Source organism: Arenimonas terrae (assembly GCF_006265115.1).
GTDB classification, from domain to species: domain Bacteria; phylum Pseudomonadota; class Gammaproteobacteria; order Xanthomonadales; family Xanthomonadaceae; genus Arenimonas; species Arenimonas terrae.
Genome location: NZ_SMDR01000001.1, coordinates 1,119,233 through 1,143,438 on the forward strand (window position 1 = coordinate 1,119,233; position 24,206 = coordinate 1,143,438).

At 70.3% G+C, this 24,206-nt stretch carries 24 protein-coding genes; 11 read left to right on the forward strand and 13 right to left on the reverse strand.

Going from position 1 to position 24,206, the window contains the following annotated elements; genetic code table 11:
* Positions 1 to 214 precede the first annotated feature (214 nt).
* From E1B00_RS05420 to E1B00_RS05445, 6 genes are all read left to right on the forward strand, one after another.
* Positions 215 to 799, forward strand: a complete 585-nt coding sequence (locus E1B00_RS05420; RefSeq protein WP_139446404.1) for a hypothetical protein — start codon at positions 215 to 217, stop codon at positions 797 to 799.
* Positions 800 to 877: 78 nt separating this feature from the next.
* Positions 878 to 1,519, forward strand: a complete 642-nt coding sequence (locus tag E1B00_RS05425; RefSeq protein WP_139446406.1) for a hypothetical protein — start codon at positions 878 to 880, stop codon at positions 1,517 to 1,519.
* Entirely contained in the window at positions 1,516 to 1,983 is a 468-nt protein-coding gene (locus tag E1B00_RS05430) for a hypothetical protein (RefSeq protein WP_139446408.1), read from the forward strand. The genes E1B00_RS05425 and E1B00_RS05430 overlap by 4 nt, the downstream gene beginning before the upstream one ends.
* Positions 1,983 to 2,774, forward strand: a complete 792-nt coding sequence (locus E1B00_RS05435) for a COG1361 family protein (protein WP_139446410.1) — start codon at positions 1,983 to 1,985, stop codon at positions 2,772 to 2,774. The genes E1B00_RS05430 and E1B00_RS05435 overlap by 1 nt, the downstream gene beginning before the upstream one ends.
* Entirely contained in the window at positions 2,771 to 4,747 is a 1,977-nt protein-coding gene (locus E1B00_RS05440; RefSeq protein WP_139446412.1) for a carboxypeptidase-like regulatory domain-containing protein, read from the forward strand. Before E1B00_RS05435 ends, E1B00_RS05440 begins: the two co-directional genes overlap by 4 nt.
* Complete coding sequence (locus E1B00_RS05445) at positions 4,744 to 5,559, forward strand: hypothetical protein (RefSeq protein WP_139446413.1); 816 nt, start codon at positions 4,744 to 4,746, stop codon at positions 5,557 to 5,559. The genes E1B00_RS05440 and E1B00_RS05445 overlap by 4 nt, the downstream gene beginning before the upstream one ends.
* A 25-nt stretch (positions 5,560 to 5,584) precedes the next feature.
* Here the strand turns inward: E1B00_RS05445 and hutG are convergent, their stop codons facing one another.
* The 4 genes from hutG to E1B00_RS05460 all read right to left on the reverse strand — a co-directional run bounded on the left by hutG (position 5,585) and on the right by E1B00_RS05460 (position 10,280).
* A complete protein-coding gene (gene hutG, locus E1B00_RS15545) occupies positions 5,585 to 6,361 on the reverse strand; it encodes an N-formylglutamate deformylase (protein ID WP_176693124.1) in 777 nt (258 codons plus the stop codon).
* Positions 6,362 to 6,370: 9 nt separating this feature from the next.
* Complete coding sequence (locus E1B00_RS15550) at positions 6,371 to 7,627, reverse strand: NAD(P)/FAD-dependent oxidoreductase (protein ID WP_176693125.1); 1,257 nt, start codon at positions 7,625 to 7,627, stop codon at positions 6,371 to 6,373.
* 34 nt (positions 7,628 to 7,661) lie between these two features.
* Entirely contained in the window at positions 7,662 to 8,897 is a 1,236-nt protein-coding gene (locus E1B00_RS05455; RefSeq protein WP_139446416.1) for a DUF418 domain-containing protein, read from the reverse strand.
* A gap of 903 nt (positions 8,898 to 9,800) precedes the next feature.
* Complete coding sequence (locus tag E1B00_RS05460; protein ID WP_139446418.1) at positions 9,801 to 10,280, reverse strand: FKBP-type peptidyl-prolyl cis-trans isomerase; 480 nt, start codon at positions 10,278 to 10,280, stop codon at positions 9,801 to 9,803.
* Between the two features lie 38 nt (positions 10,281 to 10,318).
* On the opposite strand from E1B00_RS05460, the gene E1B00_RS05465 reads away from it, so the two are divergent.
* Entirely contained in the window at positions 10,319 to 10,888 is a 570-nt protein-coding gene (locus tag E1B00_RS05465; RefSeq protein WP_139446420.1) for a C40 family peptidase, read from the forward strand.
* On the opposite strand, the gene E1B00_RS05470 is transcribed toward E1B00_RS05465, so the two are convergent.
* From E1B00_RS05470 to E1B00_RS05480, 3 genes are read right to left on the reverse strand one after another with little or no spacing between them, the layout of a single operon-like run.
* The gene (locus tag E1B00_RS05470) at positions 10,885 to 11,268 is read right to left on the reverse strand and encodes a YbaN family protein (protein WP_176693126.1); all 384 of its coding nucleotides are present in this window, start codon (positions 11,266 to 11,268) and stop codon (positions 10,885 to 10,887) included. The two genes, E1B00_RS05465 and E1B00_RS05470, sit on opposite strands and share 4 nt — an antisense overlap.
* Positions 11,265 to 11,750 carry an acyl-CoA thioesterase gene (locus E1B00_RS05475; RefSeq protein WP_139446422.1) on the reverse strand — a complete coding sequence of 162 codons (486 nt, stop codon included), beginning with the start codon at positions 11,748 to 11,750 and terminating at the stop codon, positions 11,265 to 11,267. Before E1B00_RS05475 ends, E1B00_RS05470 begins: the two co-directional genes overlap by 4 nt.
* Before the next feature lie 35 nt (positions 11,751 to 11,785).
* Complete coding sequence (locus E1B00_RS05480; RefSeq protein WP_139446424.1) at positions 11,786 to 12,337, reverse strand: YkvA family protein; 552 nt, start codon at positions 12,335 to 12,337, stop codon at positions 11,786 to 11,788.
* Positions 12,338 to 12,629: 292 nt separating this feature from the next.
* On the opposite strand from E1B00_RS05480, the gene E1B00_RS05485 reads away from it, so the two are divergent.
* Complete coding sequence (locus E1B00_RS05485; protein WP_139446426.1) at positions 12,630 to 13,955, forward strand: DEAD/DEAH box helicase; 1,326 nt, start codon at positions 12,630 to 12,632, stop codon at positions 13,953 to 13,955.
* 926 nt (positions 13,956 to 14,881) lie between these two features.
* Positions 14,882 to 15,277 carry a hypothetical protein gene (locus E1B00_RS05495; RefSeq protein WP_139446428.1) on the forward strand — a complete coding sequence of 132 codons (396 nt, stop codon included), beginning with the start codon at positions 14,882 to 14,884 and terminating at the stop codon, positions 15,275 to 15,277.
* On the opposite strand, the gene yddG is transcribed toward E1B00_RS05495, so the two are convergent.
* From yddG to E1B00_RS05510, 3 genes are all read right to left on the reverse strand, one after another.
* A complete protein-coding gene (gene yddG / locus E1B00_RS05500; protein WP_139446430.1) occupies positions 15,274 to 16,149 on the reverse strand; it encodes an aromatic amino acid exporter YddG in 876 nt (291 codons plus the stop codon). The two genes, E1B00_RS05495 and yddG, sit on opposite strands and share 4 nt — an antisense overlap.
* Before the next feature lie 91 nt (positions 16,150 to 16,240).
* Positions 16,241 to 16,660: a CopD family protein gene (locus tag E1B00_RS05505; protein WP_139446432.1), complete on the reverse strand. Its 420-nt coding sequence runs from the start codon at positions 16,658 to 16,660 to the stop codon at positions 16,241 to 16,243.
* Between the two features lie 21 nt (positions 16,661 to 16,681).
* Positions 16,682 to 17,476, reverse strand: coding sequence for a M48 family metallopeptidase (locus E1B00_RS05510; protein WP_139446434.1), 795 nt, complete (start codon positions 17,474 to 17,476; stop codon positions 16,682 to 16,684).
* A gap of 173 nt (positions 17,477 to 17,649) precedes the next feature.
* Between E1B00_RS05510 and E1B00_RS05515 the strand changes: the two genes are divergently transcribed.
* Positions 17,650 to 19,530, forward strand: coding sequence for a DEAD/DEAH box helicase (locus E1B00_RS05515; RefSeq protein WP_139446436.1), 1,881 nt, complete (start codon positions 17,650 to 17,652; stop codon positions 19,528 to 19,530).
* Positions 19,531 to 19,552: 22 nt separating this feature from the next.
* Here E1B00_RS05515 and E1B00_RS05520 read toward each other — a convergent pair whose 3' ends face one another.
* Together E1B00_RS05520 and E1B00_RS05525 are read right to left on the reverse strand one after the other, a co-directional pair.
* On the reverse strand, positions 19,553 to 20,224 hold the full coding sequence (locus tag E1B00_RS05520) for a hypothetical protein (RefSeq protein ID WP_139446438.1): 672 nt from the start codon (positions 20,222 to 20,224) through the stop codon (positions 19,553 to 19,555).
* Positions 20,225 to 20,234: 10 nt separating this feature from the next.
* Entirely contained in the window at positions 20,235 to 21,041 is an 807-nt protein-coding gene (locus E1B00_RS05525) for a DUF4349 domain-containing protein (protein ID WP_139446440.1), read from the reverse strand.
* Between the two features lie 93 nt (positions 21,042 to 21,134).
* Between E1B00_RS05525 and E1B00_RS05530 the strand changes: the two genes are divergently transcribed.
* Entirely contained in the window at positions 21,135 to 22,370 is a 1,236-nt protein-coding gene (locus E1B00_RS05530) for a BaiN/RdsA family NAD(P)/FAD-dependent oxidoreductase (RefSeq protein WP_139446443.1), read from the forward strand.
* 12 nt (positions 22,371 to 22,382) lie between these two features.
* On the opposite strand, the gene E1B00_RS05535 is transcribed toward E1B00_RS05530, so the two are convergent.
* Positions 22,383 to 24,200, reverse strand: a complete 1,818-nt coding sequence (locus tag E1B00_RS05535) for a DUF885 domain-containing protein (RefSeq protein ID WP_139446445.1) — start codon at positions 24,198 to 24,200, stop codon at positions 22,383 to 22,385.
* Between the last annotated feature and the right edge of the window lie 6 nt (positions 24,201 to 24,206).

Genomic DNA, 24,206 nt, shown 5'->3' on the forward strand with positions numbered 1-24,206 from the left:
GGCGGCCGCTTCGCTTTGCGTGCGGCCGCCGCAGTCCGTAATGTGACCAAAGCCTCACTTTCGACCCCCCCCCCTCCCCCTGCAGGGGGACTTGGCACGGTTTCTGCATTTGCCTCCCTGCCGCAGCCTTGCGAGCCCCTGGTCGGTGATCCGACCCGGAATGTCCCCAACAGTCCAGTCGTATCACCACGCAAACTCAAGGAATCCAATCAAGATGAATACCGTCCGTGTCATCCGAGGCCTCGCCCTCACCGGCCTGGCGTCCCTCGGTCTGGTCGCCGTGACCCCGGCCTTCGCCGAGTCGCAGTTCTCCACCGCCGCCGCCCCGACCACCGCCAGCGCCCGCCTGAACTTCCAGGTCAACATCCCGCGCTTCCTGAGCTTCCGCGTCGGCCCGGCCGGCGCCGGCATCGAGCAGGTCGTGTTCGACGTGGCCGCGGCCAACGTCGGCAACGGCACCGCCGTGACCCGCACCGGTGGCCTGGCCGTGGACGTCGCCCTGCGCGGCAACGGCGGCGCCATCAACCTGACCGCCAACACCACCGGCACCTCGCTGACCGACCTGGCCAGCGGCGAGACCATTCCCTTCACCCAGATCACGACCACCACGGCGACCGGCACCATCACGGCCCCGACCCTGGTCGAGAACGGCGTCAGCGCGCCGGTTGCCGTGGCCCCGAACGTCGGCGCCCGCGGTACCGACCGCACCGCGACCTGGAGCTACGTGTACGAGAACGACACCGTCGTCGGCGCCGGCCAGTACAACGGCCAGGTGCAGTACACCGCGACCATGCCGTAAGGCAGCGCGGACACACGCTCACGACCGTTCAAAGGGAGCCGGCGCAAGCCGCCGGCTCCCGGTTTCCTGGAGAACACCATGACGCATGCTTGGAAAACCGCGGGGGGGCTGCTCCTGCTGGCCTCGGCGCTTTTCCCGGCCGGCGTTGACGCCTACACCGTCGGCATCAGTGCCGGGACCCGGATGGTCTACCTGCGGGTCGGCACCGGCGCCATGAATGGCGGCAACGGCAGCTACAACGGTGGCGGCACGCCCGGCAACCTGGCCACCATCAACAACGTCTCGGTCACCGTGGCCGCCAATGCGGTCGGCAACGGTGTCGACCAGACGATGACCGGCGACGGCAATACCGTCAGCCAGTGGGACAACTTCCAGTTCTGCGACCCGGGCGAGATCTACATCGGCGCCTTCTTCCGGCGCCCGACCGGCGGCGGCGGCAACAACAACGCCACCGTCACCGCGACCTACCCGCCGAACCTGACCAATGCCAGCGGCGACACGATCCCGATGTCGCAGATCAGCTGGACCAGCAGCGGCAACGGCGATACCGGCGGCCAGCCCTTCCCGTCCGGCAGCTTCACCGGCAGCGGTCAGACCATCGCCATGTTCGGCCGCAACGAATTCAACGAGAGCTGCCACCAGTTCCGTTATGGCAACGACCTTCTGGTGGGTGCCGGCACCTACACCAACCAGGTCACCTACACGATCACCGCGCCATGAACCGCCTGCTGACCGCCGCCCTGCTGGTCGCCGCCTTCTGCGCCAGCCCGGCCGCCCTCGCCCAGGCCTATCCGGTGGACGACTCCGGCAGCCAGGTGCTGAGCGGCAACGTGCGCATGAAGTGGGATTCGGTGCTGCCGCGCCCGGGCCAGGCTTCGACCATGACCGGCCGCCTGACGGTGCTGGTGCGCCTGGACGTCTCGCCCTGGCGCGGCCGTTCGGGCCGCATCTACAAGAAGCTCGCGCCCCAGCCCAGCGGGCCGGTGCTGGCGCAGTGGACCAGCCGCGGCGTGCTGCTGCCGGGCCAGCTGCGCGACGGCGAGCGCACCCTCGTCTACAGCGGCCCGATCGTGGCCGACCGGCTCGAGGACACCCTGATGGTGACCCTGCAGGCCGATGGCGACCGGCTGCCCGACCAGTCGCAGCTGAGCTTCACCTTCGAGATCGAGCTGGAGTCGCCCTGATGTTCCGTTCCCTTGCCCGGCTGGCCGCCGGCCTGAGCCTGATGATCGCCAACGCCGCGCTGGCCCAGGGTTTCGAAGCCCAGGTCGCGCCGCCGCGTTTCGAGGAAACGGCGCAGCCCGGCACCACCTTCCGCAACGTGCTCGAGATCACCAACGGCTCGACCCGCAGCGCGCGCTTCCTGCTCAAGACCGCCGACTGGCAGCTGGCGCCGGACGGGTCGGTGCAGTTCTCCGATGCCCTGGCGCCGGGCAGCTGCCGCCCATGGGTCGGCATCGAGGCGCCCGAGATCCAGGTCGCGCCCAACGGCCGCCGCCGCTACCGCTTCGAAGTCGCCGTGCCGGCGGATGCCGCCGACGGCCAGTGCCGTTTCGCGATCATGATCGAGGGCGAGCCGCAGAAGCAGGCCGACGGCAGCCTGCAGGTGACCGGCCGGATCGGCATCATCGTCTACCTGACCATCGGCAAGGGCGCGCCGGTGCTGAGCTACCTCGGCACCAAGGTCGAGGCCGTGCAGGGCCGCGACCTGCCGGTGATCAGCATCCGCAACACCGGCAATGCGCACGCGCGCCTGGCCGGCTTCCTCGACGCGATCGACGCCAACGGCGCCAAGGTCACGCTGACGCCCTCGTCCGACCCGATCCTGCCGGGCAGCACCCGCGCCATCGCCCTGATCCCGATCGGCGACGGCCCGAACGCGCCCGAGCCCAAGCTCAGCTTCCCGCTGCGCCTCAAGGGCACGCTCGAGTCCCCGCCGCTGCGGCTCGACCTCGACGACAGCGCGAGCAAATGAGTCCGCCCCTCCGACCCCACGCGCTGGCACTGGCGGTAGGTGCCGCCCTGGCGCTGGCCGCGGCCCTGCCCGCGCGCGCGGCGGAAACGCCGGCGCCGGCCGAGCCCTACCGCGACCGCATCATCGCCGCCGAGGCGCTCGAGCCGCTGCCGCCGGAAGAGGACGAGATCGCCAGCACCGAAGGCCTGCCGCGCTCGCTCACCGTCGACCTGCTGACCAGCCGCACCGACCGCGGCGACGAGAGCTTCCACGAACAGGGCCTGTCGGTCGGCGCGTTCTGGGAAACCGCGGCGCTCGGCAGCTTCTCGCTCGACGCCACCCTGCTGCACTCCGACCGCAGCCGCGATGAGGTCGATCCCTGGGGCGGCACCGCCACGCTCTGGCAGCGCGGCCTGTTCCTGGACGGCGGCTGGCGCGTCAACAACGGCCTGGGCGTGCTCAACACCGGCCTGCCCAGCCTGCTGCGCGAGCAGTACCGCTTCATCCTGCCCAGCGTCACCTTCGCCGGCGCCGGCACCGAATGGCTGCAGACCGAACGCAACCTGCAGCTGCAGGCCTCCTACGGCCGGGGCGGCAGCTTCGACGGCGCGCGCGTGGTCGGCTTCGACCTCGCCGACGGCGACGTCGCCTCGTTCGCCTCGCAGTGGCAGTGGGCGCCCGGCTGGACCGGCGCCGCCGCCGCGCTGGCCACCGACGGCCGTCTGATTCCCGACGACGACGGTGGCCTGCTGGTCGAAGAAAGCCAGACCCGCGCCCTGCTCGTCGCCACCGGCTGGAAGGATGCGGATGACGGCGTCACCGTCACCCTGCAATCCAGCGACGGCGACCTGGGCAACGCCATCGGCGCCTGGGCCGACGGCCGCGCCGACCGCGGCCGCTACAGCCATCGTTATGGCCTGTTCCGGCTCGAACCCGGCCTGGCCTGGGGTGCGCTGCCGATCGCCAACGACGCCCAGGGCGGCTACTACCGGCTCGCCTACCAGCACGCGCGCTGGTCCTGGAACGCCGGCCTGGACCGCATCGATTCGGTCTCGGGCGACAGCTTCGAGGGAACCTACGGCAACGTCTACGCCCGCTACCAGGCCAATACCCGCACCGGCGTGGGCGGCGGCGTGAACGTGCGTGACTCGCAGTTCTCCACCGCCTACAGCACCCAGCTCTTCCTCGACCGGACCCATCGCTGGGGCCAGTCGCGCCTGCAGTACGACCATCTGGACGGGGGCGCCGGCGGCAACGACAGCTGGGAGCTCAAGCTCGACCACGCGCTGCCGATGAAACAGGGCACGCGACTGTCGTTCTCGCTCACCCACGGCTCGCTCTCCTTCGACGGCGAACCGGCCACCGAGACCAGTTCGTTCGCGGCGATCGGCGGCCTGAACCTGACCGACCGCATCACCCTGGACGGCAGCGCGCGCTACAGCCGCGGCTCCGGCCCCGAGGCCTTCCGCGGCACCGACCTCAACCTCAACCTCAGCTGGCGCATCGCCACGCGCTGGTGGCTGATCGGCAGCGTGTTCGAGAACCGCGGTTCGCGCCGCTCGCCCTTCATCCTCGACCCGCTGGCGCCCGACACCTACTACGACCTGCCGCGCGACCGCTCGATCTTCCTGAGCCTTCGCTACGAGCGCCGCGCCGGCACGCCCAGCGCCGTGCTCGGCGGCGCGCCCGGCAGCGCGGTGGGCAGCATCGGCGGCAGCGTCTACCTGGACGACAACGGCGACGGCGAACGCGCGGCCTCCGAGCTGCCGGCCGCCAACGTCACCGTCGTGCTCGATGGCCGTTATTCGGTGCGCACCGACAGCCAGGGCAACTTCGAATTCCCGCGGGTGGCGGTCGGCGCCCACGTGATCACCGTGCTGCCCGACAACCTGCCCCTGCCCTGGTCGCTGGACGAAGAGGCCGACAAGCGCAGCATCGAGGTCAAGGTGCGCGAACAGCAGCGCGTGGACATCGGCGCGCGGAGGCCGCGATGAACCACGAACGCGCCAGCCTGCTGCTCAAGCTCGCCAGCCTGGTGCTGGCCGCCGCGGTCGCGGTCGGCCTGCAGGCGCGCGAGCGCGCCAACAGCCCGCTCTACGACTACGCGCTGTCCGACAGTACGGGCGACCCGCAGTGTGGGTTCGATTTTGTCGACCTGGGACCGACCGGCCTGCCGCTGGCCATGGCCCCGGCGAACGCCGCAGCCGCCGGCGACGACCGCGCGGGCGTGCTGGCGCTGGCGCAGCCGTTCGAGTTCTACCAGGAGCCGGCCGCGTCCGTGGTGGCCTCGGACAACGGCTATCTGGCGATCGCCGATTCGCTCGAGCGCGAGGACGGTTCGGACTTCAGCAACGACTGCGGCCTGCCCGTGCGCGCCGACAACCCGGCCGCCAGCCAGGAACGCATCTATCTCTACCACGACGACCTGCGCCCCCAGCCCGGCGCGGTGGTCAAGCAGGCCCACTTCAGCCGCTGCCCGCGCACCAGCGCGATGGGCGCGCCGGAAGCGTGCACGGTGGTGGAATGGAGCGGCTTCGAGCGCGAGGGCCCGCTGCACAGCAGCCAGCCGCTGCACGCGCAGGCCGTGCTCTACCACGGCAGCCACGAAATCGTGCTGCAGTACGCGTCGGTGGACGACAGCCTGGGCGGCCAGGCCACGGTCGGCCTGCAGGGTTTCGACGGCCGGGCCGCGCGCGAGGCGGGCTGCAACGTGGCGCGCCAGGTGCGGCCGCGCCAGGCGGTCTGCTTCCGCGATCCGCGCCATCCGGCGACGCACGCCGCGCAGTCGCGCCGCCTGTTCCGTTGATCCCCGCCGATGGATCCGCGCCGGCTCAGCCCCGGGCGGCCGTCAGCAGCGCCGACAGCAGCTTCTGCAGGGTTTCGGCGCGCGGCCGGTCGTAGCGGCCGGCGCTCTCGTCCATGTAGGTGGACTGCGCGAGCTCGAGCTGCACCGCGTCCACGCCCTCCGATGGCCGGCCGTACTGGCGGGTGATGTAGCCGCCCTTGAAGCGGCCGTTGGCGACCCAGCTGTAGTCTTGCTGCGCCGCCAGCACCGCTTCCAGGCGCGCCTGCAGCGCCGGGGCGCAGCTGTTGCCGCCGGCGGTGCCGAGATTGAAGTCCGGCAGCCGGCCCTCGAACAGGAAGGGCACCACGCTGCGGATCGAATGGCCTTCCCACAGCAGCACGCGGCCGAACTCGCCGCGCAGGCGCGCCAGCTCCCGCACCAGGGTGTCGTGGTAGGGCCGCCAGTATTGTTCGACCCGCGCCGCCACTTCGTCGGCGGAGGGCTCCTGGCCCGGCAGGTAGACCGGGTCGCCGCTGAAGCGCACGGCGGGGCACAGGCCGGTGGTGTTCTGGCCCGGATACAGCGACACGTCGTCCGGAGGCCGGTTCAGGTCGACCACGTAGCGCGAGAAGGTCGGCACCAGGACCGAAGCGCCCAGGCGACGCGCGAAGTCGTACAGGCGGCTGACGAACCAGTCGGTGTCGGGCACGGCGCGCGCTTCCGGCGTCAGCCGCACGGCGATGTCCTCGGGCAGCGCGATGCCGTCGTGCGGCAGGCTGATCAGCAGCGGCGCGGTGCCGCGGTGCAGGGTGCAGACGTCCATGGCGGCAGTCTAGCGGGCGAAGCGCGCCGGCGCGTAGGGCGCGGGGTCCACCGCGGGCTCGCGGCCCAGCATCAGGTCGGCGACCAGGCGGCCGGTACCGGCGCTCATGCCCACGCCCATCATGCCGTGACCGGTGGCGAGCCAGAGGTTGTTGTGGCCGGGCGCACGGCCCAGCAGCGGCAGGTCGTCGGTGGTCATCGGCCGCCAGCCGCACCACTCGTGGCGTTTCACCGGGCCCACCGGTTCGTGCAGGTACTCGCCCGCGCCGCGCTCGAGCGCGTCCAGCCGAGTGCGGTTGAGGCGGTCGTCGTAGCCGCTGAACTCCATCGTGCTGCCCAGCCGGAAGCCGTCCTCCCAGGCGGTGACGCAGACGCTGCGCTCCTTGAGCACCAGCGGCCGCCGTGGCGCCAGGCCCGGCCGGTCGTAGGTGATCGAATAGCCCTTGCCGGGCTGGATCGGGATCGGCAGCCGGATCATGCGGGCGAACTCCGGCGACCAGGCGCCCATCGCCACCAGCACCCTGCCGGCGCGACGGCGGCCCTCGCTGGTCTGCACCGCTTCGATACCGTGGCGGCCGCGTTCGAGCCCGGTGACGCGCACGCCTTCCTCGATCACGCCGCCGGCGGCACGCACGATGCGCGCCAGCTCCGCGGTGTAGCGGTCCGGCCGCAGCTGCGCGTCGCCGGGGAAAAACAGCGCGCCGGCCATGCCCGGCTTGAGCGCCGGTTCGTCGGCGGCAAGCGCGGCGCCGTCGAGCAGGCGCGCCTCGATGCCGAGCTCGGCCAGCAGCGGCAGGTCGCGCTGCTGCCGGCGCAGCGCGCGCTCGCTGCGGAACACGTAGTGGAAACCGCCGGCCTCGAAACCGCAGTCCAGGCCCTGGCCGGTCACCAGCTCTTCGACCAGGGCGCGCGAATAGCGCAGCAGCGCGCCCTTGGCCAGGCCGCTGGCGCGCCAGTCGCGGGCGTTGCAGCGGCCGGCGACCGTGAGCAGCCAGCGCATCAGCGTCGGGTCCCATCGCGGCTTGATGTAGAGCGGCGCCGACGGACTGAGCATCCAGCGCAGGGCCTGCCCAACCATTCCGGGCGCCGCCAGCGGCGGGGCGTGGCTGGGCGTGAGCGTGCCGCAGTTGCCCCAGGACGCACCGCCGCCCACCGTGCCCAGCTCCAGCAGGCGCACCGAGCGGCCTTCGGCCAGCAGGTAGTGGGCGCAGGCCAGGCCGATCACGCCGCCTCCCAGGATCAGGACATCCGCATCGCCTTCGTTCATGCCGGCATTCTAGCCGGGGCGGCCGGGCGGCCCGTCAACGCCGCATCGGCGGCAGGCGCAGATAGGTCGCAGCGCGCCACAGCCACTCCATGGGCCCCATCCGGAACCGCGACAGCCAGGCCTGGCTGGCCAGCACCTGCAGGGTGAAGAACGCCAGCACGAACGGGATCTGCCAGGCCCGCGGCAGGCGTTCGAAGTATCCCAGCCCGTAGCCCGAGAAGATCCAGGTGCAGACCAGGGACTGCAGCAGGTAATTGGTCAGGGCCATGCGTCCGGCCGGCGCCAGCTTCGACAGCAGGCGCGCCGGCGTCCCGCCCTGCAGTCCGCGCACGACCCAGGCCAGGTAGCCCAGCGCCATCAGGGTGCCGCCGAGGTTGAACAGGCTCAGCGCGCTGGCCGAGCGCAGGTCCAGGCTGACCAGGTCGAAGGTCGGCTCGATCAGGAAGGACAGGCCGACCATCAGCATTCCGGCCGCCAGCGCGACGCCGCGCAGCCTGGCGTAGAAGCGCGGGAACTGCTCCGGCCGCGCGATCGCGCCGCTGCGCACGAACCAGGCGCCAAGCAGGAACAGGCCCAGGATCTGCCAGCCCCAGAGCATCAGCGAGGTGAGGCTGTTGGACAGGTCCTCGGCGCGCTGCGCGATCGCCGCGCTCCAGCTTTCCGAGGTGCCGGCCAGGCGCTGCGCCTCGAGGGTCGCGGCGATCTCCGCGCGCTGGCCGGCAACGGCTTCCTGCATGTCGGGCGTCTGCATCGCCAGCTGGCCCAGCGCGCCCAGCGTCATCAGCAGCATTTCGGCGAACAGGATGGCCAGGATGCCGCCCGCCGCCAGGTAGGCGGCAGGCGTGCTCCGGAAGAACAGCAGCAGCACGAAAGCGACCAGGGCATAGGTGACCAGGATGTCGCCCGACCACACCAGCAGCGCATGCGCCAGGCCGATCGCCAGCAGGGCCAGCACGCGGCACAGGTAGACCATGAAGAAGGGCTGCTGGGCCGCGTCGGCGCGCATGAGCATCACCGCGAAGCCCATGCCGAACAGCAGCGAGAACAGCGGATAGAACTTGCCCTGCACGAACAGGTAGACGAAGGCGTCGGCAATCCGGTCGGCGCCGGTCAGCGCCGGGTCCAGGCCGGTCTGGGCGATCAGCAGCGGGCCGGCCATGGCCTCGATGTTCATCAGCAGGATGCCCAACAGGGCGAAGCCGCGCAGCACGTCCATGGCGGCGATCCGCTCGTGCATCGCCACGGGGGCGAAAGGCTGCGGCTCGGCCATGGCGTTCTCTTCAACGGGACGCTTCGATCATCGTTGCTGGCTTGCGTGGCCGCAAGTAGGGATCGCTTCTTCTGGATCCGGTGCGGATCAGCACCGCGGAGCCGAGGGTCTCTTTCTGCTCAGCAGAGCCTCTATTTCGCAGAAAGAGACCCTCGACTCCGCGGCACTGCCCGTGCGGACCATCGGGGAGATTGATTGGAGTTCCTGAGGGGCATCGGCGCCTTGCTTGCGCGTGGGCCTTGCGGGCTTCCGCGTGCGGGAACTTTCCTGCGCCTTGTCGTTTGCTAATACACGTGCGCCCCTTGTCGGCAGCGCGCCTCCCGTGGGGCGCGTTCCCCTGAACGCGTCCGGTGCCATTCCGGCAAACGGGCGACGAGGTCTCGCCGCTGCGCGGCGAAAGGTGAAAGGCGAACAGCCAGAGCCAGCGCACGCGCCGTCACGGGCAATCGGCAAAGCCCTTCAATACGGAGGCGCCAGATCAAGAACGGCGCATGGCGACGTTCCCGAATCCGGGCGAAGACCCATGATTCCCGGACCCGCCTGGGACCCAACCTCGCCCCGCCAATCCAACAAGTGTCCGAAGGGACGCGCCGCGGGAGGCATGCGCGGCATCGAAGGCGCGCCCAGGTTAGCCCAACGTGCCCCGCAGAAAATTTCCCGCAACCGATAGCCCGAGGCCCAGGCGCAAGCATCTTGCCAAACCCGCACCACGCTTTCCGTTGCGAACCCATGCAGCCTGCACCGGGGGCGCCGGAGAGGCCAGGGTCTCTTTCTGCGAAATAAAGGCTCTGCTGAGCAGAAAGAGACCCTGGCCTCTCCGGTGTAACCGGCGCCAGATCCAAGAGCCGCGAGCAAGAAAAAGCCCGCCGAAGCGGGCTTTTCAAGCGGACGCCGAAGCGCAGGTCAGTGCTGCGCGCCGCCCTCGCCGTGCACGTGGCCGTGCTCGATCTCGACCGGCTCGGCCTCGCGCACGTCGATGATCTCGACCTGGAACTGCAGCGACTTGCCGGCCATCGGATGGTTCAGGTCCACGTCCACCACCGTGGCGCCGACCTTGAGCACCGTCACCGGGCGCGGACCCATCGAGGTGTTGAGCATCACCTCCTGGCCGGGACGCAGGCGCGCCTCGCGGAAGTGCTTCTTCGGCACGCGCTGGGTAAAGCCGTCGCGGCGCGGCCCATAGGCCTGCTCGGACTCGACCGTGACCTCGAAGCTGTCGCCGGCGGCCCGGTCGAGCATGGCCGCTTCCAGGCCCGGGATGATGTTGTTGTGGCCGACCAGGATGGCCAGCGGATCGCGGTCCTTGGAGCTCTCCACCGGCGCCTGGCCGGGTTCGGACACGGTGTAGTGGAAACGGACGACGCGGTTCTTCTCGATCTTCATGGGGATTCCGTGGATGGGCCGGTGACGCGACCGGCGGGATGGGGCACACTCGGCCCGTGACAGCGAGCGCGCATTATCCCGGCCCCTCCCTCCCGGCGCCAGTTCCCCGGGGGGCGGCCGCCCTCCCTCTCCTGCTGGCCCTGCTGCTGGCCGCCTGCTCGTCCACCCCCGACCGCCGGACCAGCGCGCCGCCCGCGCCGGCGATCCGGGTCGTGGACGTCATGCCCGACGACCCGGCGCGCGCCAACGACGTGCTGATGCGCGCCCTGGGCCTGGTCGGCACGCCCTACCGCTGGGGTGGCAACACCCCCGAAGGCGGCTTCGACTGCAGCGGCCTGGTCGGCTATGTGTTCCTGGATGCCGCCCGGGTCTACCTGCCGCGCACGACCCGCGAGATCGCGAAGTTCGATGCCGACGTGCCCCCACGCGATCGCCTCGCGCCCGGCGACCTGGTGCTGTTCGGCAAACCCACCTTCCACGTCGGCATCTACGTCGGCGAAGGCCGCTTCGTGCACGCGCCCAGCACCGGCGGCACGGTGCGCCTGGACCGCCTCGACAACCCCTACTGGGTGCGCCAGTACACCGGCGCCCGCCGCGTGCTCGACTAGGCCCGCGCAGGCTCCGGCCGCCGCCACAGCCAGGCGCCGACGATGGCCATGATCGCGGTGCCGGTCGCCGCCATCCACCATTTCGGCGCGGTCAGGAAGAAGATCAGCGCGCACAGCGCCATGGTGCCGATCGCCCAGTACTTGGCCTTGCGGCTGACCGCGCCGCTGGCCTCCCAGTCGCGGATCATCGGTCCGAACAGGCGGTGCGCCAGCAGCCAGGCGTGCAGCCGCTTCGAGCCCCGCGCCGCCGCATAGGCCGCCAGCAGCACGAAGGGCGTGGTCGGCAGCCCGGGCAGGAAGATGCCGACGATGCCCAGCGCCAGGCAGGCGTAGGCCAGCACCAGCCACAGCCAGCGGCGGACGTGCAGGCCCAGGCTCATCCGGGGCGCAGGCGGGCGACCGCCTGTTCGATGTCCTTGCTCAGGGCCATCACCTTGGTGGCGTATTCGGCCAGCCGGCAGTCGTCGTCGTCCACCGGCTTCCAGGCCGGCACCGCGATGGGTTTGCCCTCGACCGCGTCCAGCGCCACGAACACGATCACGCAGTGCGTGCACAGCCGGTCGCCGCTTTCCTGCATCGGGTCGCGGGCGCGCACGTCCACGGCGAAATGCATGCTGCTGGTGCCGGTGTAGACCAGCTTGGCGGTGACCGTGACCAGGTCCGAGGTGCGGATCGGCGATACGAAGCGGATGCCGCCCACCGCCACCGTGACGCTGTAGCGCCCGCTCCAGCCGACCGCGGCGGCGTAACCGACCTGGTCGATCCACTTCATCACCACGCCGCCGTGCACCTTGCCGCCGTAGTTGACGTCGGTGGGTTCGGCCAGGAAACGGAAGGTCAGTTCGCGCTGTTCACCGCTCATCGCACCGGCTCCTTGCCGCATCGCGGCGGGATGGATCAGACATCCGTGACCTGGGCCGCCGCACCGGCGACCGCGTCGCGCACCGCGCGCCGGCGCATGCGCGCGTGCAGGCGCTCGCGGCGGCGCGCCAGGTCGCGGGCCTGGGCGATGCGGGTTTCCACGTCCGGCGCATCGGCCTGGGCGGCGCGCACGGCGCAGAATTCGGTGTAGGCGGAGACGACATGGCGGATCCGGCGCAGAAGCAGTTCGAGCATGATCGCGTCGTCGAGAAGGCCGATCACCGCGACGTCGTCGGGAATCAGATCTTCGGGATCGCTGAAGTAGGCCAGCAGGCGCAGCACCTCGGCGCGCTCGACCTGGGGCAGCGCCCAGGCCTCGTCCTCGAGCATGTCGATCAGGCGCTGCACTTCCAGGATGCGCCGGCGGATGTAGCCCGGCGCGGTGGCGATGGGCAGGGTTTCCAGGCCGTGGCGGGCCGCCGCGACGATGTCGCACTCGTCGGCGCAGGCCACGCGGCGCTCGGCCCGGGCCAGGGCCTCGTGGAAGCGGTCGATGTCGCCGGGCTCGAGTTCGAAGGTGATCTTCACGCCGCCATCCTACGACAGGCTGAACGAACCATTCACCCCTTTGGAGGCCGCACTGGCCGGGGAAGCCGGTTTCGCGTACAGTTCGCGGCGTTTGCTGCACGGCTGACCGTTTTCCCCCGGTATGCCCGCCACCCAGGCTTCGAGCGTCGCTCGCCCTGCGTCTGGCCCCACTCCGCACGCCTTTCGCTGCGCAAACCCGTCAGGACCGCCTTGGTCCCTGCCGTAAAACCAGCATCACCAGCTCGCAGCGCGGTTTCAGGGAACGCTCCGGGTTACGCAACGGAGTACAACCATGTCTTTTGAAACCCTTGGGCTCGCGCCCGAGCTGAACCGTGCGCTCGCCGAACTCGGCTACGCCAATGCCACCCCGATCCAGGCCGAGGCGATCCCGCTGGTCATGGCCGGCCACGACCTGATGGGCGGCGCCCAGACCGGCACCGGCAAGACCGCCGCCTTCGCCCTGCCCCTGCTGCACCGCCTGGCCCAAGGCGGCCCCATGCACGGCCCGCGCAAGCCGCGCGCCCTGATCCTGACCCCGACCCGCGAGCTCGCGGTGCAGGTCAACGACAGCCTGCGCGCTTACGGCAAGCACCTGCGCCTGGCCAGCACCACCATCTACGGTGGCGCCGGCATGCAGCCGCAGATCGACGCCCTGCGCCGCGGCATCGACATCCTGGTGGCCACGCCGGGCCGCCTGCTCGACCATCTCGAGCGCCGCAGCGTCGACCTCTCGCACGTCGAGATCCTGGTGCTGGACGAAGCCGACCGCATGCTCGACATGGGCTTCCTGCCCGCGATCAAGCGCGTGCTGGCCAAGATCCCGTCACGCCGCCAGACCCTGCTGTTCTCGGCCACCTTCGAGGACGCGATCAAGAAGCTGGCGATGGAGTTCCTGCGCGAGCCGAAGGAAGTCCAGGTCACCGTGCGCAACGCCGTCGCCACCAGCGTCACCCACGTGGTGCACCCGGTGGACGCCAGCCGCAAGCGCGACCTGCTGATCGAGATCCTGTCCAAGCGCTACGAAGACCAGGTGCTGGTGTTCGGCCGCACCAAGCACGGCTGCAACCGCCTGTCCGAGCAGCTCGAGAAGGCCGGCATCGAGTCCGTGGCCATCCACGGCAACAAGAGCCAGGCCCAGCGCCTGAAGGCCCTGCGCGACTTCAAGTCGGGCAAGGTCCGGGTGATGGTCGCCACCGACGTCGCCGCGCGCGGCCTCGACATTCCGCTGCTGCCGATGGTCATCAACTTCGACCTGCCGATGGTCGCGGAAGACTACGTGCACCGCATCGGCCGCACCGGCCGCGCCGGTGCCTCCGGCGAAGCCGTGTCCCTGGTGTCGGCGGATGAAGGCGGCCTGCTGCGCGCGATCCAGCGCCTGCTCAAGGCCGACATCGCCATGGTCGAGGTCGAGGGTTATTCGCCCAGCCGTCCGATCCGGATGGGCAACGATGCGCCCTCGCCAGCCGGTCGTCCGGGTGGCCAGCGTCCGCCGCAGCGCCATGCGCGTCGTCCGCACACGGGCAACGGCGAGCGCCACGCGCACGCCGGCCCGAAGAGCCACACCGGCAGCCGCGACGGCGGCCGGGGCCGCGGCGACAATCCGCGCGCCGCGCGCTGATTTCCGCTGCTTAGCGTGATGGGAAGGGCCGCCTTGAGCGGCCCTTTTCTTTGGGCGCTGTTGGATCTGGCGCCGGCAGCACCGGAGGAGTGGAGGTCTCTTTCTGCTCAGTGAAGCCTTTTATTTCGCAGAAAGAGACCTCCACTCCTCCGGCACTACCGGTACGTATCACCCGGGGCGCTGATTGGAGTTCCTGAGCGGCATCGGTGCTCTGCTTGCGCATGCACCTTGCGGGCTTCCGCGTGCGGGGTCTTTCTTGCGCGTTGTCGTTTGCTAAAGCGTTCGCGTCCCTTGTCGACCGCGCGTCTCCCGTGGGGCTCGTTCCCCTGAACGCGTCCGGTGCCATTTGTGCAAACTGGTCAGAAGTACTCGCCGCTGCGCGGCGAAAAGCAGAAGCCGGAGCCGAAGCCAGGACCAGAGCGGAACCCGAACCGAAGCCGATGCTGCCGTTGCAGTAGATGTTGCAGTAGATGTTGCAGTAGATGTTGCAGTAGATGTTGCAGTGGATGTTGCAGTGGCTGTTGCAGTGGCTGTTCGCCGCACAGCGGCGAGCCCTTGTCGCAACCTCGCCAAAATGGCACCGGACGCGTTCAGGGGAACGCGCCCCACGATAGGCGAGCCGCCCCGATTTTGAGCGTGCTCCCTCTTAACAAACCGCGTGGCGCAGGAAGGATCCTGCATGCGGAAGCCCGCAAGCCAGCACGCGCAAGCAAAGCGCCGATGCCCATCGGGAACTCCCTTCACGAAACCGCACAGATGGAACCGTCAGTACCGGAGACGTGAGGTCCTCTTTCTGCGAAATAAAAGGCTTCACTGAGCAGAAAGAGGACCTCACGTCTCCGGTACTGACGGCGCCAGATCCACCACGCGCTTGCGTTTTGAGCGGCGCCCCCCGAAGCTCCCGCCATCAACGGGGAGGAACGATCATGCTGAGGAGCATCCTGGCGGTACTGGCCGGCATCCTGGTGATGGGCATCACCGTGGCGGCCGTGCAATGGCTCGGCCACTCGATCTTTCCGCCGCCGGCCCGCGTGGACCCGACCGACCACGACGCGATGATCGCCCTGATCGCCAGCATGCCGGTGATGGCCCTGGCCTTCGTGCTGCTCGCCTACGCCTTCGGCACCTTCCTCGGCGCCTACACCGCCGCGACCATCAGCGTCGCGCACAAGCGTGGCGTCGCGGTCATCATCGGCGTGCTGATGCTGGCCCTGGCCGCGCTGAACTTCTCGGTGATCGCGCATCCGATGTGGATGGTCGTGCTCGGCGTGCTGATCCCGCTGCCCTTCGCCCTGCTGGCCTGGAAGCTGGCGAAGGCCTAGGTCGCCGCGTCGGGCGCCGACCGCACGCTCAGCCACGCGCCCGCCAGCAGCAGCGCGACCGCCACGCCCTGGCTCCAGTGCGGCGTGGCGCGCCCGAACAGCAGCAGCAATCCGGTCGACAGCAGCGGTGCAGCGTAGGACAAGGTGCCCAGCACCGCGATATCGCCGCGCTTGGTGCCGATGTCCCACAGCCAGAAGGCGATGCCGGTCGGCCCCAGGCCGAGCACGGCGATCACCAGCCACTGCAGCGGCGTCGGTGGCACCGTTGTTTCGAACGCCAGGTGCGCGCCGGCGCCGAGCAGACCGACCGCCAGGCAGGATCCGGCCATCGCCGCGCTCGCCACCGCTTCGAAGCGGCGGTTGAGTACCGAATACAGCGACCAGATCAGGGCCGCGCCAATCGCGGCCAGGTAGCCGGGAAGATGCGCCGGCTCGATGTCGACGCTGCCGCCGCGCGACACCAGCAGCACCGCCGCGACCAGGCCCAGCACCGTGCCCAGCCACTGCGCCGCGCGCACGCGCACGCCGCCGAGCAGGGCCGCGAACACCACGATCAGCAGCGGCCACAGGTAGTTGAGCAGATTGGCCTCGACCGCCGGCGCGTTCTTGAGCGCGATGAAATACAGCGCGTGGTACCCGAACAGCGCGCCGATGCCGAGCACAGCGGCCGCCGGCGGCTGCCGAAGGGCCGTCAGCCCCGGCCCGCCCGGTCGCGCCAGCAACAGCACCCCGGATATTCCGGCGATGCCAAACCCCAGGGCCAGCAGCTGGAACGGCGGGATGTCGCCGGTGGCCGTGGTCAGCACGGCCAGCGAGGACCAGAGCAGCACGGCACAGAAGCCGGCGAAGGTGGCGCGACGTCGGGCGGTCATGGGCGGTTCCGCGGCCGATGCCGCACGGGGACCGCGGGATGCTACACCGCGGCGCGGCGCGATCCCCGGGGGAATCGCGCCTGGGTCCGGTTCAGAACGGCTTGGCCAGCACCAGGAAGATCAGCGGGATCAGGAACAGCAGCGGCAGTTCGTTGAACCAGCGCAGCGTCGTCGGCGACGGCAGGTCGCCGCCCGCCGCGGCCTTCTTCAGCCAGCGGCCGGCGACGATGAAATAGGCCAGCAGCGCCGCCACCAGGGCCAGCTTCGCGTGCAGCCAGCCGCCGCTCATGCCGAAGTAGAACCACAGCACGCCGCCCAGGATCACCGCGATGCCGAACATGTTGTGGCCGAAGCCGTACAGCCGGCGCCCCATCAGCACCAGCCGCGCCTGCACCTCGGGCTGGCCGCGAGTCTCGGCCAGGTTCACCAGGATGCGCGGCAGGTAGAAGACTGTCGCCATCCAGGCGATGACGAAGAGCAGGTGGAAGGTCTTGGTCCAGAGATAGGCCACGTTCGGTTTCCTTGCGGGGTGTCAGCGGCAGGCCGGCTTGCGCCCGGCGGCGCGGGCCTGCTGGTAGGTGGGCATCAGGGCGGGGGCGGCGGCCTGCAGCGAGACGATGCGCTGCTGCGGGTCCGGATGGGTCGAGATCCAGGCCGGCACGCGGCTGCCGTTGCCCTGGGCGACCATGTTCTGCCACAGGGCCGCGGCGGCGTTGGGGTCGAAGCCGGCCTGCGCCATGTAGCGCTGGCCGAGCACGTCGGCTTCGCTTTCGTGCTTGCGCGAGAACGGCAGGATCACGCCCGCCTGCGCGCCCAGGCCGAGCAGGCCAAGCAACTGCTGGCGCTGGCCGCCGGTGGCGGAGTTGGCGACCTGCAGCGCCGTCTCGGCGGCGAACTGCTGCGACACGCGCTCGGCGGCGTGGCGCGAGATGACGTGGCCGAGCTCGTGGCCGATCACGGCCGCCAGCTGGTCCTGGTCCTTGGCGACCTTCAGCAGGCCGGTGTGCACGCCGACCTTGCCGCCCGGCAGGGCGAAGGCGTTGGCGCTGTCGTCGGCGATCAGGGCGACTTCCCATTTCTGGCTGCGGGCGGGCTCGGGCAGCTGGGCGATCAGCGCATCGGCGACGCAGCGCACGTAGCGGGCGCGGGCCGGATCGTTGGCGAGCTTGCCGCTGGTCTTGATCTGGTTGAAGGCGGTGGCGCCCATCTTGTCCATGTCGGCATCGCTGACCAGGATCAGCTGGGACCGGCCGGTGGGCGTGGTGGTGCAGGCGGCGAGGATGGCCAGGGCCAGGCCGGCGAGCAGTTTCGAGGGGTGCGGGCGCATGGCTCTCTCCTTCGGGTGGGGCTGCATCGGGGCCCCATGATTCCGGCATCGCCCGCCGGCCGCAATACCGCCGCGGTTCAGGCGCCTGCGGGGGTTCTGGGGTACAATCGCGCGCCTTCTTCGTGTCCGTGGTGTGCCGGAATGCGAAGTACCTCGCTTCCTCCAGGACTCCCATGACCGCCCAAACGCCCGAGGCGCCCAGCGCCACGCTCCATTTCCGTGATCTCGCCCTCAGCGACGCCCTGCTCAAGGTGCTGGCCGAGGTCGGTTACGAGTCGCCCTCGCCGATCCAGGCCGCGACCATCCCGCACCTGCTGGGCGGCCGCGACGTGCTGGGCCAGGCCCAGACCGGCACCGGCAAGACCGCCGCCTTCGCCCTGCCCATCCTGTCGCAGATCGACCTGAGCCAGACCAAGCCCCAGGCCCTGGTGCTGGCGCCGACCCGCGAGCTGGGCATCCAGGTCGCCGAAGCCTTCCAGCGCTACGCCGCCCACATGCCCGGCTTCCACGTGCTGCCGGTCTACGGCGGCCAGCCTTACGGCCCGCAGCTGTCGGCCCTGCGCCGCGGCGTGCACGTCGTGGTCGGCACCCCCGGCCGCATCATCGACCACCTTGAAAAAGGCTCGCTGGACCTGTCGCTGCTCAAGAACCTCGTGCTCGACGAAGCCGACGAGATGCTGCGCATGGGCTTCATCGACGACGTCGAGGCGATCCTGAAGAAGATGCCGGCCGTGCGCCAGACCGCGCTGTTCTCGGCGACCATGCCGCACGCGATCCGCCGCATCGCCCAGACCTACCTGAAGGACCCGGTCGAAGTCACGATCGAGGCCAAGACCCGCACCGCCGAGAACATCCGCCAGCGCAGTTGGGAAGTGTCCGGCCTGCACAAGCTCGACGCGCTCACCCGCATCCTCGAGGCCGAACCTTTCGACGCGATGATCGTCTTCGCCCGCACCAAGCAGGCCACCGATGAGCTGGCCGAGAAGCTGCAGGCCAGGGGCTTCTCCGCCGCCTCGATCAACGGCGACGTCGCCCAGGCCCAGCGCGAGCGCACCATCGAGCAGCTCAAGAACGGCAAGATCGACATCCTGGTCGCCACCGACGTCGCCGCGCGCGGCCTGGACGTGGACCGCATCAGCCACGTCGTGAACTACGACGTGCCCTACGACACGGAAAGCTACGTGCACCGCATCGGCCGCACCGGCCGCGCCGGCCGCAGCGGCGAGGCGATCCTGTTCATCGCCCCGCGCGAGCGCGGCATGCTGCGTGCGATCGAACGCGCCACCCGCCAGCCGATCACGCCGATGGAGCTGCCGACCGTGGCCGCCGTCAACGACGTGCGCATCGCCAAGTTCAAGCAGCAGATCAGCGACACCCTGGCCGGCGGCGAGCTGGCCGAGTTCCGCAAGCTGATCGAAGAGTACGAGCGCGAGAAGAACGTGCCGGCCATCGAGATCGCCACCGCCCTGGCCAAGATGGCCCGCGGCGACGTGCCGCTGCTGATGGAGCCGCCGAAGTTCGAGGCCAAGAAGCGCGCCTTCGACCGCGACGTGCAGGCGGCGACCGACAGGTTCGCCAAGCCGGCGCGCTTCGAGCGCGGCGAGCGCCCGGAGCGCGGTGAGCGCCCGGAACGCCCGGCCTTCCCGAAGAAGCAGCGCGAGGCGCGCACACCCGACGAGGGCAAGGCGACCTTCCGCATCGAGGTCGGCTACGACCATGGCGTGAAGCCGGGCAACATCGTCGGCGCCATCGCCAACGAGGCCGGCCTGGACGCCAAGCACATCGGCCGCATCGAGATCTTCGAGGACCACACCCTGCTCGACCTGCCGGACGGCATGCCGCCGGAGATCATGCAGCACCTCAAGGGCGTCTGGTGCGCCGGCCAGCAGCTGCGCATCACCCGCGACGGCGAGACGCCGGACACCGCGGGCAAGAAGCCCGCCGGCAAGCGGCCCTTCGCCGGCGCCAAGAAGGAATTCGGCCCGCGCAAGTTCGGTGGCGACAAGCCGCCGTTCAACAAGAAGCCGCACCGCAAGGGCCCGCGCGCGGAGTAAGGCGCGCCACGCCGGCCGCGCCTCAGGGCGCGGTCGGCAGGCTGCCCAGTCCCTTCTGCAGCAGCGGAAGATGCGGGCGCAGCAGGTCGGCGTTGTGGCGGGCGGCGGCCATGGCCGCTTCGTCGCCGCGGTCGACGCCCGGCATCGCGGGCAGTTCCGACATGCCGGGCATGCCCGGCACATTCGCCAGGTCCGGCATCTCCACCAGCAGCGGCAGCGCCGCGAAGGCCTGGCGGCGGATGTAGGCGTATTCGTCGCGCGACAGCCCGGCCTGGTTCACGCCCTTGGCCTGCGCCTCGCGGGCGCGCTTGAGCAGGGTGGACAACTCCGAGTACGCGGTGGCCACGTCCTGGAACGAGGCCTCGCCGCCGTTTTTCAGCGCCTGCGCCTCGCGCGCGCGCTGCGCCAGGCGTCCGAGGTCGGCGCCCATCTCCGCGACGAACACTTCCTGCACCTGCACCAGGGACTGCACCTGGGCCGGCGTCAGGCGGCCGTCTGCGGGCGGCGTGTAGGGCGCCGTATTGGTGATGTCCTTGCCCAGGTCGATCGTGGTCGCCCAGTCCTTCGCGCCCTGCACCAGGTCGCTGCCGGCGCTCCACATCGGCCGCAGCACGAACCACCAGGCCGCGCCCAGTCCGATCACCAACACCAGGATCACCACCAGGCAACCCGCCAGCCATTTTTTCGCGGCCATGTCGTTCTCCTCAGCCCTTGGCCGCTGCGCGGCGACGGCGCCGCAGCCAGGCGCGCACGATCCAGATCAGGAACAGGCCGAACAGCGCGAACGGCGTCAGCGCCACCACGGTGGTGACCAGCATCGCGACGCTGCCGTCGAGCACCTCCAGGCTGTCGCGGAAGGCCATGCGCACCTCGGACCGCTCGGCGTCGACGCCGCTGGCGCGGAAGTTGAGCGTGAGCAGGTTGGTGTTGATGCGCCGCTGCTGCTGCGCCGACTCCTGTTCGGCGGTCTGCAGCTCGGCCTCGATCTGGGCCAGCTGGTTGCCCAGGGCGATCAGGTCCTCGGCCTTGAGGTCCTTGCGGGCCAGGAACTCGCTGAGCCGGACGTGCTGGGACTGCAGGCGCTGGCGGCGCAGGCCGTTGTCGCGCACGGCGTCGGCCAGGTCCTCGGCCTGGGTGCTGCGCTCGGACAGTTCGGCGCCTTCGGCGGCCATTGCCACCAGCGGCTCGATGGCCTTGGGCGCGGCGCGCATCACCAGCTGCCCGCTGGGCCACTGGCCGGCGCTCTGCTGCTCGCCCAGCACCACGCAGTCGCCGTGCGCCTGGTCCATGCAGGCCTTGCGCACGGCGCCCAGCCGCCCGGCGATGCGGTCCGCCGGCAGGCGGATGCCGGCCTCGTGGCTGTAGGCCAGGAAACTGCCGGGGGCATTGCCCTGCCCGGCCATCGCCGGTGCCGACGCCTCCGCGGCCGCCGGCGATTCGCCGACCTTGTTCGCGCAGCCCGCGACCAGAACGCACAGCAGCACGAGCGCCGAACCCAGGAAACGATGCATGGATGTCCTCCGTTTCGCCAAGACTAGCCGAGTCGGGCGCGGCGCGGCAGCCGCCGGCCGGTATCATGCCGCCTGGCCCGCGACTTCCTTGCCATGACCGACCCGAACAGACCGCCGGAAAACGATGTCGTGGTGATCGGCGGCGGCGCCGCGGGCCTGATGTGCGCGCTCACCGCCGGCCGGCGCGGCCGGCGCGTGCGCCTGATCGAACACGCCAACCGCTGCGGCAAGAAGATCCTGATGTCGGGCGGTGGCCGCTGCAACTTCACCAATACCGGCACCACGCCGGCGAACTTCCTCTCGGCCAACCCGCATTTCTGCAAGTCGGCGCTGGCGCGCTACCGGCCGACCGACTTCATCGCGATGGTCGAGGCACACGGCATCGCCTATCACGAGAAGGAGCTCGGCCAGCTGTTCTGCGACGAGTCGTCCAAGCAGATCGTGGCGATGCTGATCGAAGAATGCCGGCGCGCCGGGGTGCGCATCGATACGGCGACCGCGGTCACCGAGGTGATGGCCACGACCGGCGGCGGCTTCCGCCTGCGCACGGCGCCCAGCCGCGAGGGCGGCAGCCGCGGCGAAGGCATTGCCGCGACCCTCGAAACGGCCTCGCTGGTGGTCGCGACCGGCGGCCTGTCCATCCCGAGCCTGGGCGCCTCCGGCTTCGGCTATGAACTCGCCCGCCAGTTCGGCCACACCGTGCTCCCGACCCGCGCCGGCCTGGTGCCGCTCACACTCAGCGGCAAACACCAGGAGCACTACGCCGACCTCGCCGGCGTCGCTCTGCACGTGTCGGCGCGCTGCGGCAAGGCGCGTTTCGACAACGCCATGCTGGTCACGCACCGCGGCCTGAGCGGCCCCAGCATCCTGCAGATCTCCTCGTACTGGGAGCCGGGCAAGGAACTGCTGCTCGACCTGCTGCCCGAACACGACATCGAGGCCTGGCTGCTGGAGCGCCAGGCCGCGCAGCCGGCCGCCGAGCTCAAGACCGTGCTCGGCGACGTGTTCCCGAAACGCTTCGCGCAGCGCCTGTGCGAGGTCTGGTTCAAGAACAAGCCGATGCGCCAGTACACGCACCACGAGCTGCCGAACATCGCCCGGCAGCTCGCGCATTGGCCCATCGTCGCCAGCGGCACCGAGGGCTACCGCACCGCCGAGGTCACCCTGGGCGGCGTCGACACCGACGGCGTCTCGTCCGCCACGATGGCCTCGAAACACGTGCCGGGCCTGTTCTTCGTCGGCGAGGTGCTCGACGTCACCGGCTGGCTGGGCGGCTACAACTTCCAGTGGGCCTGGGCCTCCGGCCACGCCGCCGGACTGGCGGCGTGACCGGCATGCGGCTTACCTGATCGGCTCGTCCAGCATCAGCTGGCGCGCGAAGCGCACCGGCGGCGCGCCGTAGGACAGCATGCGGTTGTTGTAGTCCTTCAGCGAGAAGGCTTCGCCCCACTTGGCCTTCGCCGCCTCGCGCGCGTCGAAGTGCTCCTGCGCGCCGACGAAATAGGTCGCCAGCTGGGTGGACGAGAGCTGCGCGCGCACCCACTTGCCTTCGGCCTCGCGCTCCTGCTGGAAGGTCTGGCGCACCATCAGGTCCATCGCCTGTTCCTTGCTCCAGTTGTCCACGTGCACGCCCTGGTCGAGGATGGCGTTGGCGACGGCGCGGGCGTAGAACTTGAGCTGGGTCAGCCGGAACAGCGGGCTGTTGTCCATGTAGCCGGCGTCCGCGACCATGCGCTCGGTGTAGACGGCCCAGCCCTCGGCGAACGGGCCGGAGCGCAGCACCGCGCGCAGCGTCGACGGGTGTTCGGCCGAGTGCACGCCCTCGAGGTAATGGCCCGGCATCGCCTCGTGGATGCTCAGCACGTGGATCATGTAGTTGTTGTATTCGCGAAGGAACGAATCCACCTGGGCGTCGGTCCAGTCGTCCGGGATCGGCGAGATCGCGTAATACGTGTCCAGGCCCTTGTCGAGCGGGCCGGGCGAATCGCAGTACGCCACCGAGAAGCCGCGCTGGAACTCCGGCATCAGGATGATCTTGACCGGGTCGTTTGGCACCGTGACCAGGTCTTTCTCGCGCACGAACTGCGTGGCGACGTCGAGGGTGTGCTTGGCGAAATCGACCACTTCGGTGCGGCCGGGCTTCTCGGCGTAGGCGAGCTCCAGCGCGGCTTCAATCGCGGCCTGGCGCTGCGCCTCGCTCGGCGACTCCGGCGTTTCCGGCGCGCCCGCGCGGTCCTTCAGCACGCCGCGCGCGACCGTGTACATCTCGTCGCGCACGCGCGCCAGCTCGGCCTCGGCGCGCTGGCGGATCTCCTGGCGGCTCAGCGACGAGTTCAGGGCGAACTTCAGCTGCTGATCGTATTTCTCCGCACCGATGCGGAAGTCGCCGGCGGCGTTCGGCACCAGGGTCTCGTCCAGCCACTTCTGGTGCTCCTCGACCGCGGCGCGCACGGTGGCGACCGCGGCGTCCAGGCGGGCGCGCTGCTCGCCTTCGAGCTGGCCGGCGTTGGGCAGGATGAAGGTATCGAGCAGCGAGAGCACGCCGCGGTTCTGCCTCGCCACCGTTTCGGCATGCGTCTTCGGCACGCGCGCGGGGTCGAGGTTGGCGCGTGCCTGCGCCAGCAGCGCCGGAAGTTTTTCCATGCGCGCCGTGGCCGATACCAGGCGTTCGGGCATCGGCGCGAACTCGCGCGCCATCAGGCTGTAGATCGCGCCGCCGGCCAGGCTGCTGTAGCTCTGCGGGTCCCAGGCCCAGCGCTGCAGCACGGCCTCGTCCCACAGGCCGTATTCGAGCTGGTTGCGCAGGATCGCCGCGTCCACCTGGTTCTCGCGCGAGAGCTGCGCGGCATCGATCTTCGCCAGGTCGGCCAGCAGCGACTGCGCCCAGGCCACGGCCTTCTGCCGGCCTTCGGGGCTGAGGTCGTCGAGCTCGGCGTCGAAGCGGTGGTCGCCCATGCCCGTGGCGTAGACCGGGCTCAGGGCCAGGCCTTCTTCGAGGAAACGTTTGGACAGCGCAGCGAAAGCGGTGTCGGCTTCGGAGACGACGTCGGCGGTCGGGCTGGTCGCGGCGGCCGTGTCGGTGGACGGCGCGGGGTTGCCCTGGCCGCAGCCGGCGAGCAGGACGGTGGCGAGGGCGGCTGCGATCAGCGTCTGGCGCATGGGGCT

Bases quoted from the DNA above. Each gene is read 5' to 3' on its own strand.
- E1B00_RS05515 (WP_139446436.1), top strand. From the start codon at position 17,650: ATGACCGCCCAAACGCCCGAGGCGCCCAGCGCCACGCTCCATTTCCGT.
- E1B00_RS05520 (WP_139446438.1), bottom strand. From the start codon at position 20,224: ATGGCCGCGAAAAAATGGCTGGCGGGTTGCCTGGTGGTGATCCTGGTG.
- E1B00_RS05445 (WP_139446413.1), top strand. From the start codon at position 4,744: ATGAACCACGAACGCGCCAGCCTGCTGCTCAAGCTCGCCAGCCTGGTG.
- E1B00_RS05425 (WP_139446406.1), top strand. From the start codon at position 878: ATGACGCATGCTTGGAAAACCGCGGGGGGGCTGCTCCTGCTGGCCTCG.
- yddG (WP_139446430.1), bottom strand. From the start codon at position 16,149: ATGACCGCCCGACGTCGCGCCACCTTCGCCGGCTTCTGTGCCGTGCTG.
- E1B00_RS05435 (WP_139446410.1), top strand. From the start codon at position 1,983: ATGTTCCGTTCCCTTGCCCGGCTGGCCGCCGGCCTGAGCCTGATGATC.
- E1B00_RS05475 (WP_139446422.1), bottom strand. From the start codon at position 11,750: ATGAGCGGTGAACAGCGCGAACTGACCTTCCGTTTCCTGGCCGAACCC.
- E1B00_RS05420 (WP_139446404.1), top strand. From the start codon at position 215: ATGAATACCGTCCGTGTCATCCGAGGCCTCGCCCTCACCGGCCTGGCG.
- E1B00_RS05460 (WP_139446418.1), bottom strand. From the start codon at position 10,280: ATGAAGATCGAGAAGAACCGCGTCGTCCGTTTCCACTACACCGTGTCC.
- E1B00_RS05470 (WP_176693126.1), bottom strand. From the start codon at position 11,268: ATGAGCCTGGGCCTGCACGTCCGCCGCTGGCTGTGGCTGGTGCTGGCC.
- E1B00_RS05465 (WP_139446420.1), top strand. From the start codon at position 10,319: ATGGGGCACACTCGGCCCGTGACAGCGAGCGCGCATTATCCCGGCCCC.
- E1B00_RS15550 (WP_176693125.1), bottom strand. From the start codon at position 7,627: ATGAACGAAGGCGATGCGGATGTCCTGATCCTGGGAGGCGGCGTGATC.
- E1B00_RS05440 (WP_139446412.1), top strand. From the start codon at position 2,771: ATGAGTCCGCCCCTCCGACCCCACGCGCTGGCACTGGCGGTAGGTGCC.
- E1B00_RS05510 (WP_139446434.1), bottom strand. From the start codon at position 17,476: ATGCGCCCGCACCCCTCGAAACTGCTCGCCGGCCTGGCCCTGGCCATC.
- E1B00_RS05455 (WP_139446416.1), bottom strand. From the start codon at position 8,897: ATGGCCGAGCCGCAGCCTTTCGCCCCCGTGGCGATGCACGAGCGGATC.
- E1B00_RS05430 (WP_139446408.1), top strand. From the start codon at position 1,516: ATGAACCGCCTGCTGACCGCCGCCCTGCTGGTCGCCGCCTTCTGCGCC.
- E1B00_RS05485 (WP_139446426.1), top strand. From the start codon at position 12,630: ATGTCTTTTGAAACCCTTGGGCTCGCGCCCGAGCTGAACCGTGCGCTC.
- E1B00_RS05530 (WP_139446443.1), top strand. From the start codon at position 21,135: ATGACCGACCCGAACAGACCGCCGGAAAACGATGTCGTGGTGATCGGC.
- E1B00_RS05495 (WP_139446428.1), top strand. From the start codon at position 14,882: ATGCTGAGGAGCATCCTGGCGGTACTGGCCGGCATCCTGGTGATGGGC.
- E1B00_RS05535 (WP_139446445.1), bottom strand. From the start codon at position 24,200: ATGCGCCAGACGCTGATCGCAGCCGCCCTCGCCACCGTCCTGCTCGCC.
- E1B00_RS05525 (WP_139446440.1), bottom strand. From the start codon at position 21,041: ATGCATCGTTTCCTGGGTTCGGCGCTCGTGCTGCTGTGCGTTCTGGTC.
- hutG (WP_176693124.1), bottom strand. From the start codon at position 6,361: ATGGACGTCTGCACCCTGCACCGCGGCACCGCGCCGCTGCTGATCAGC.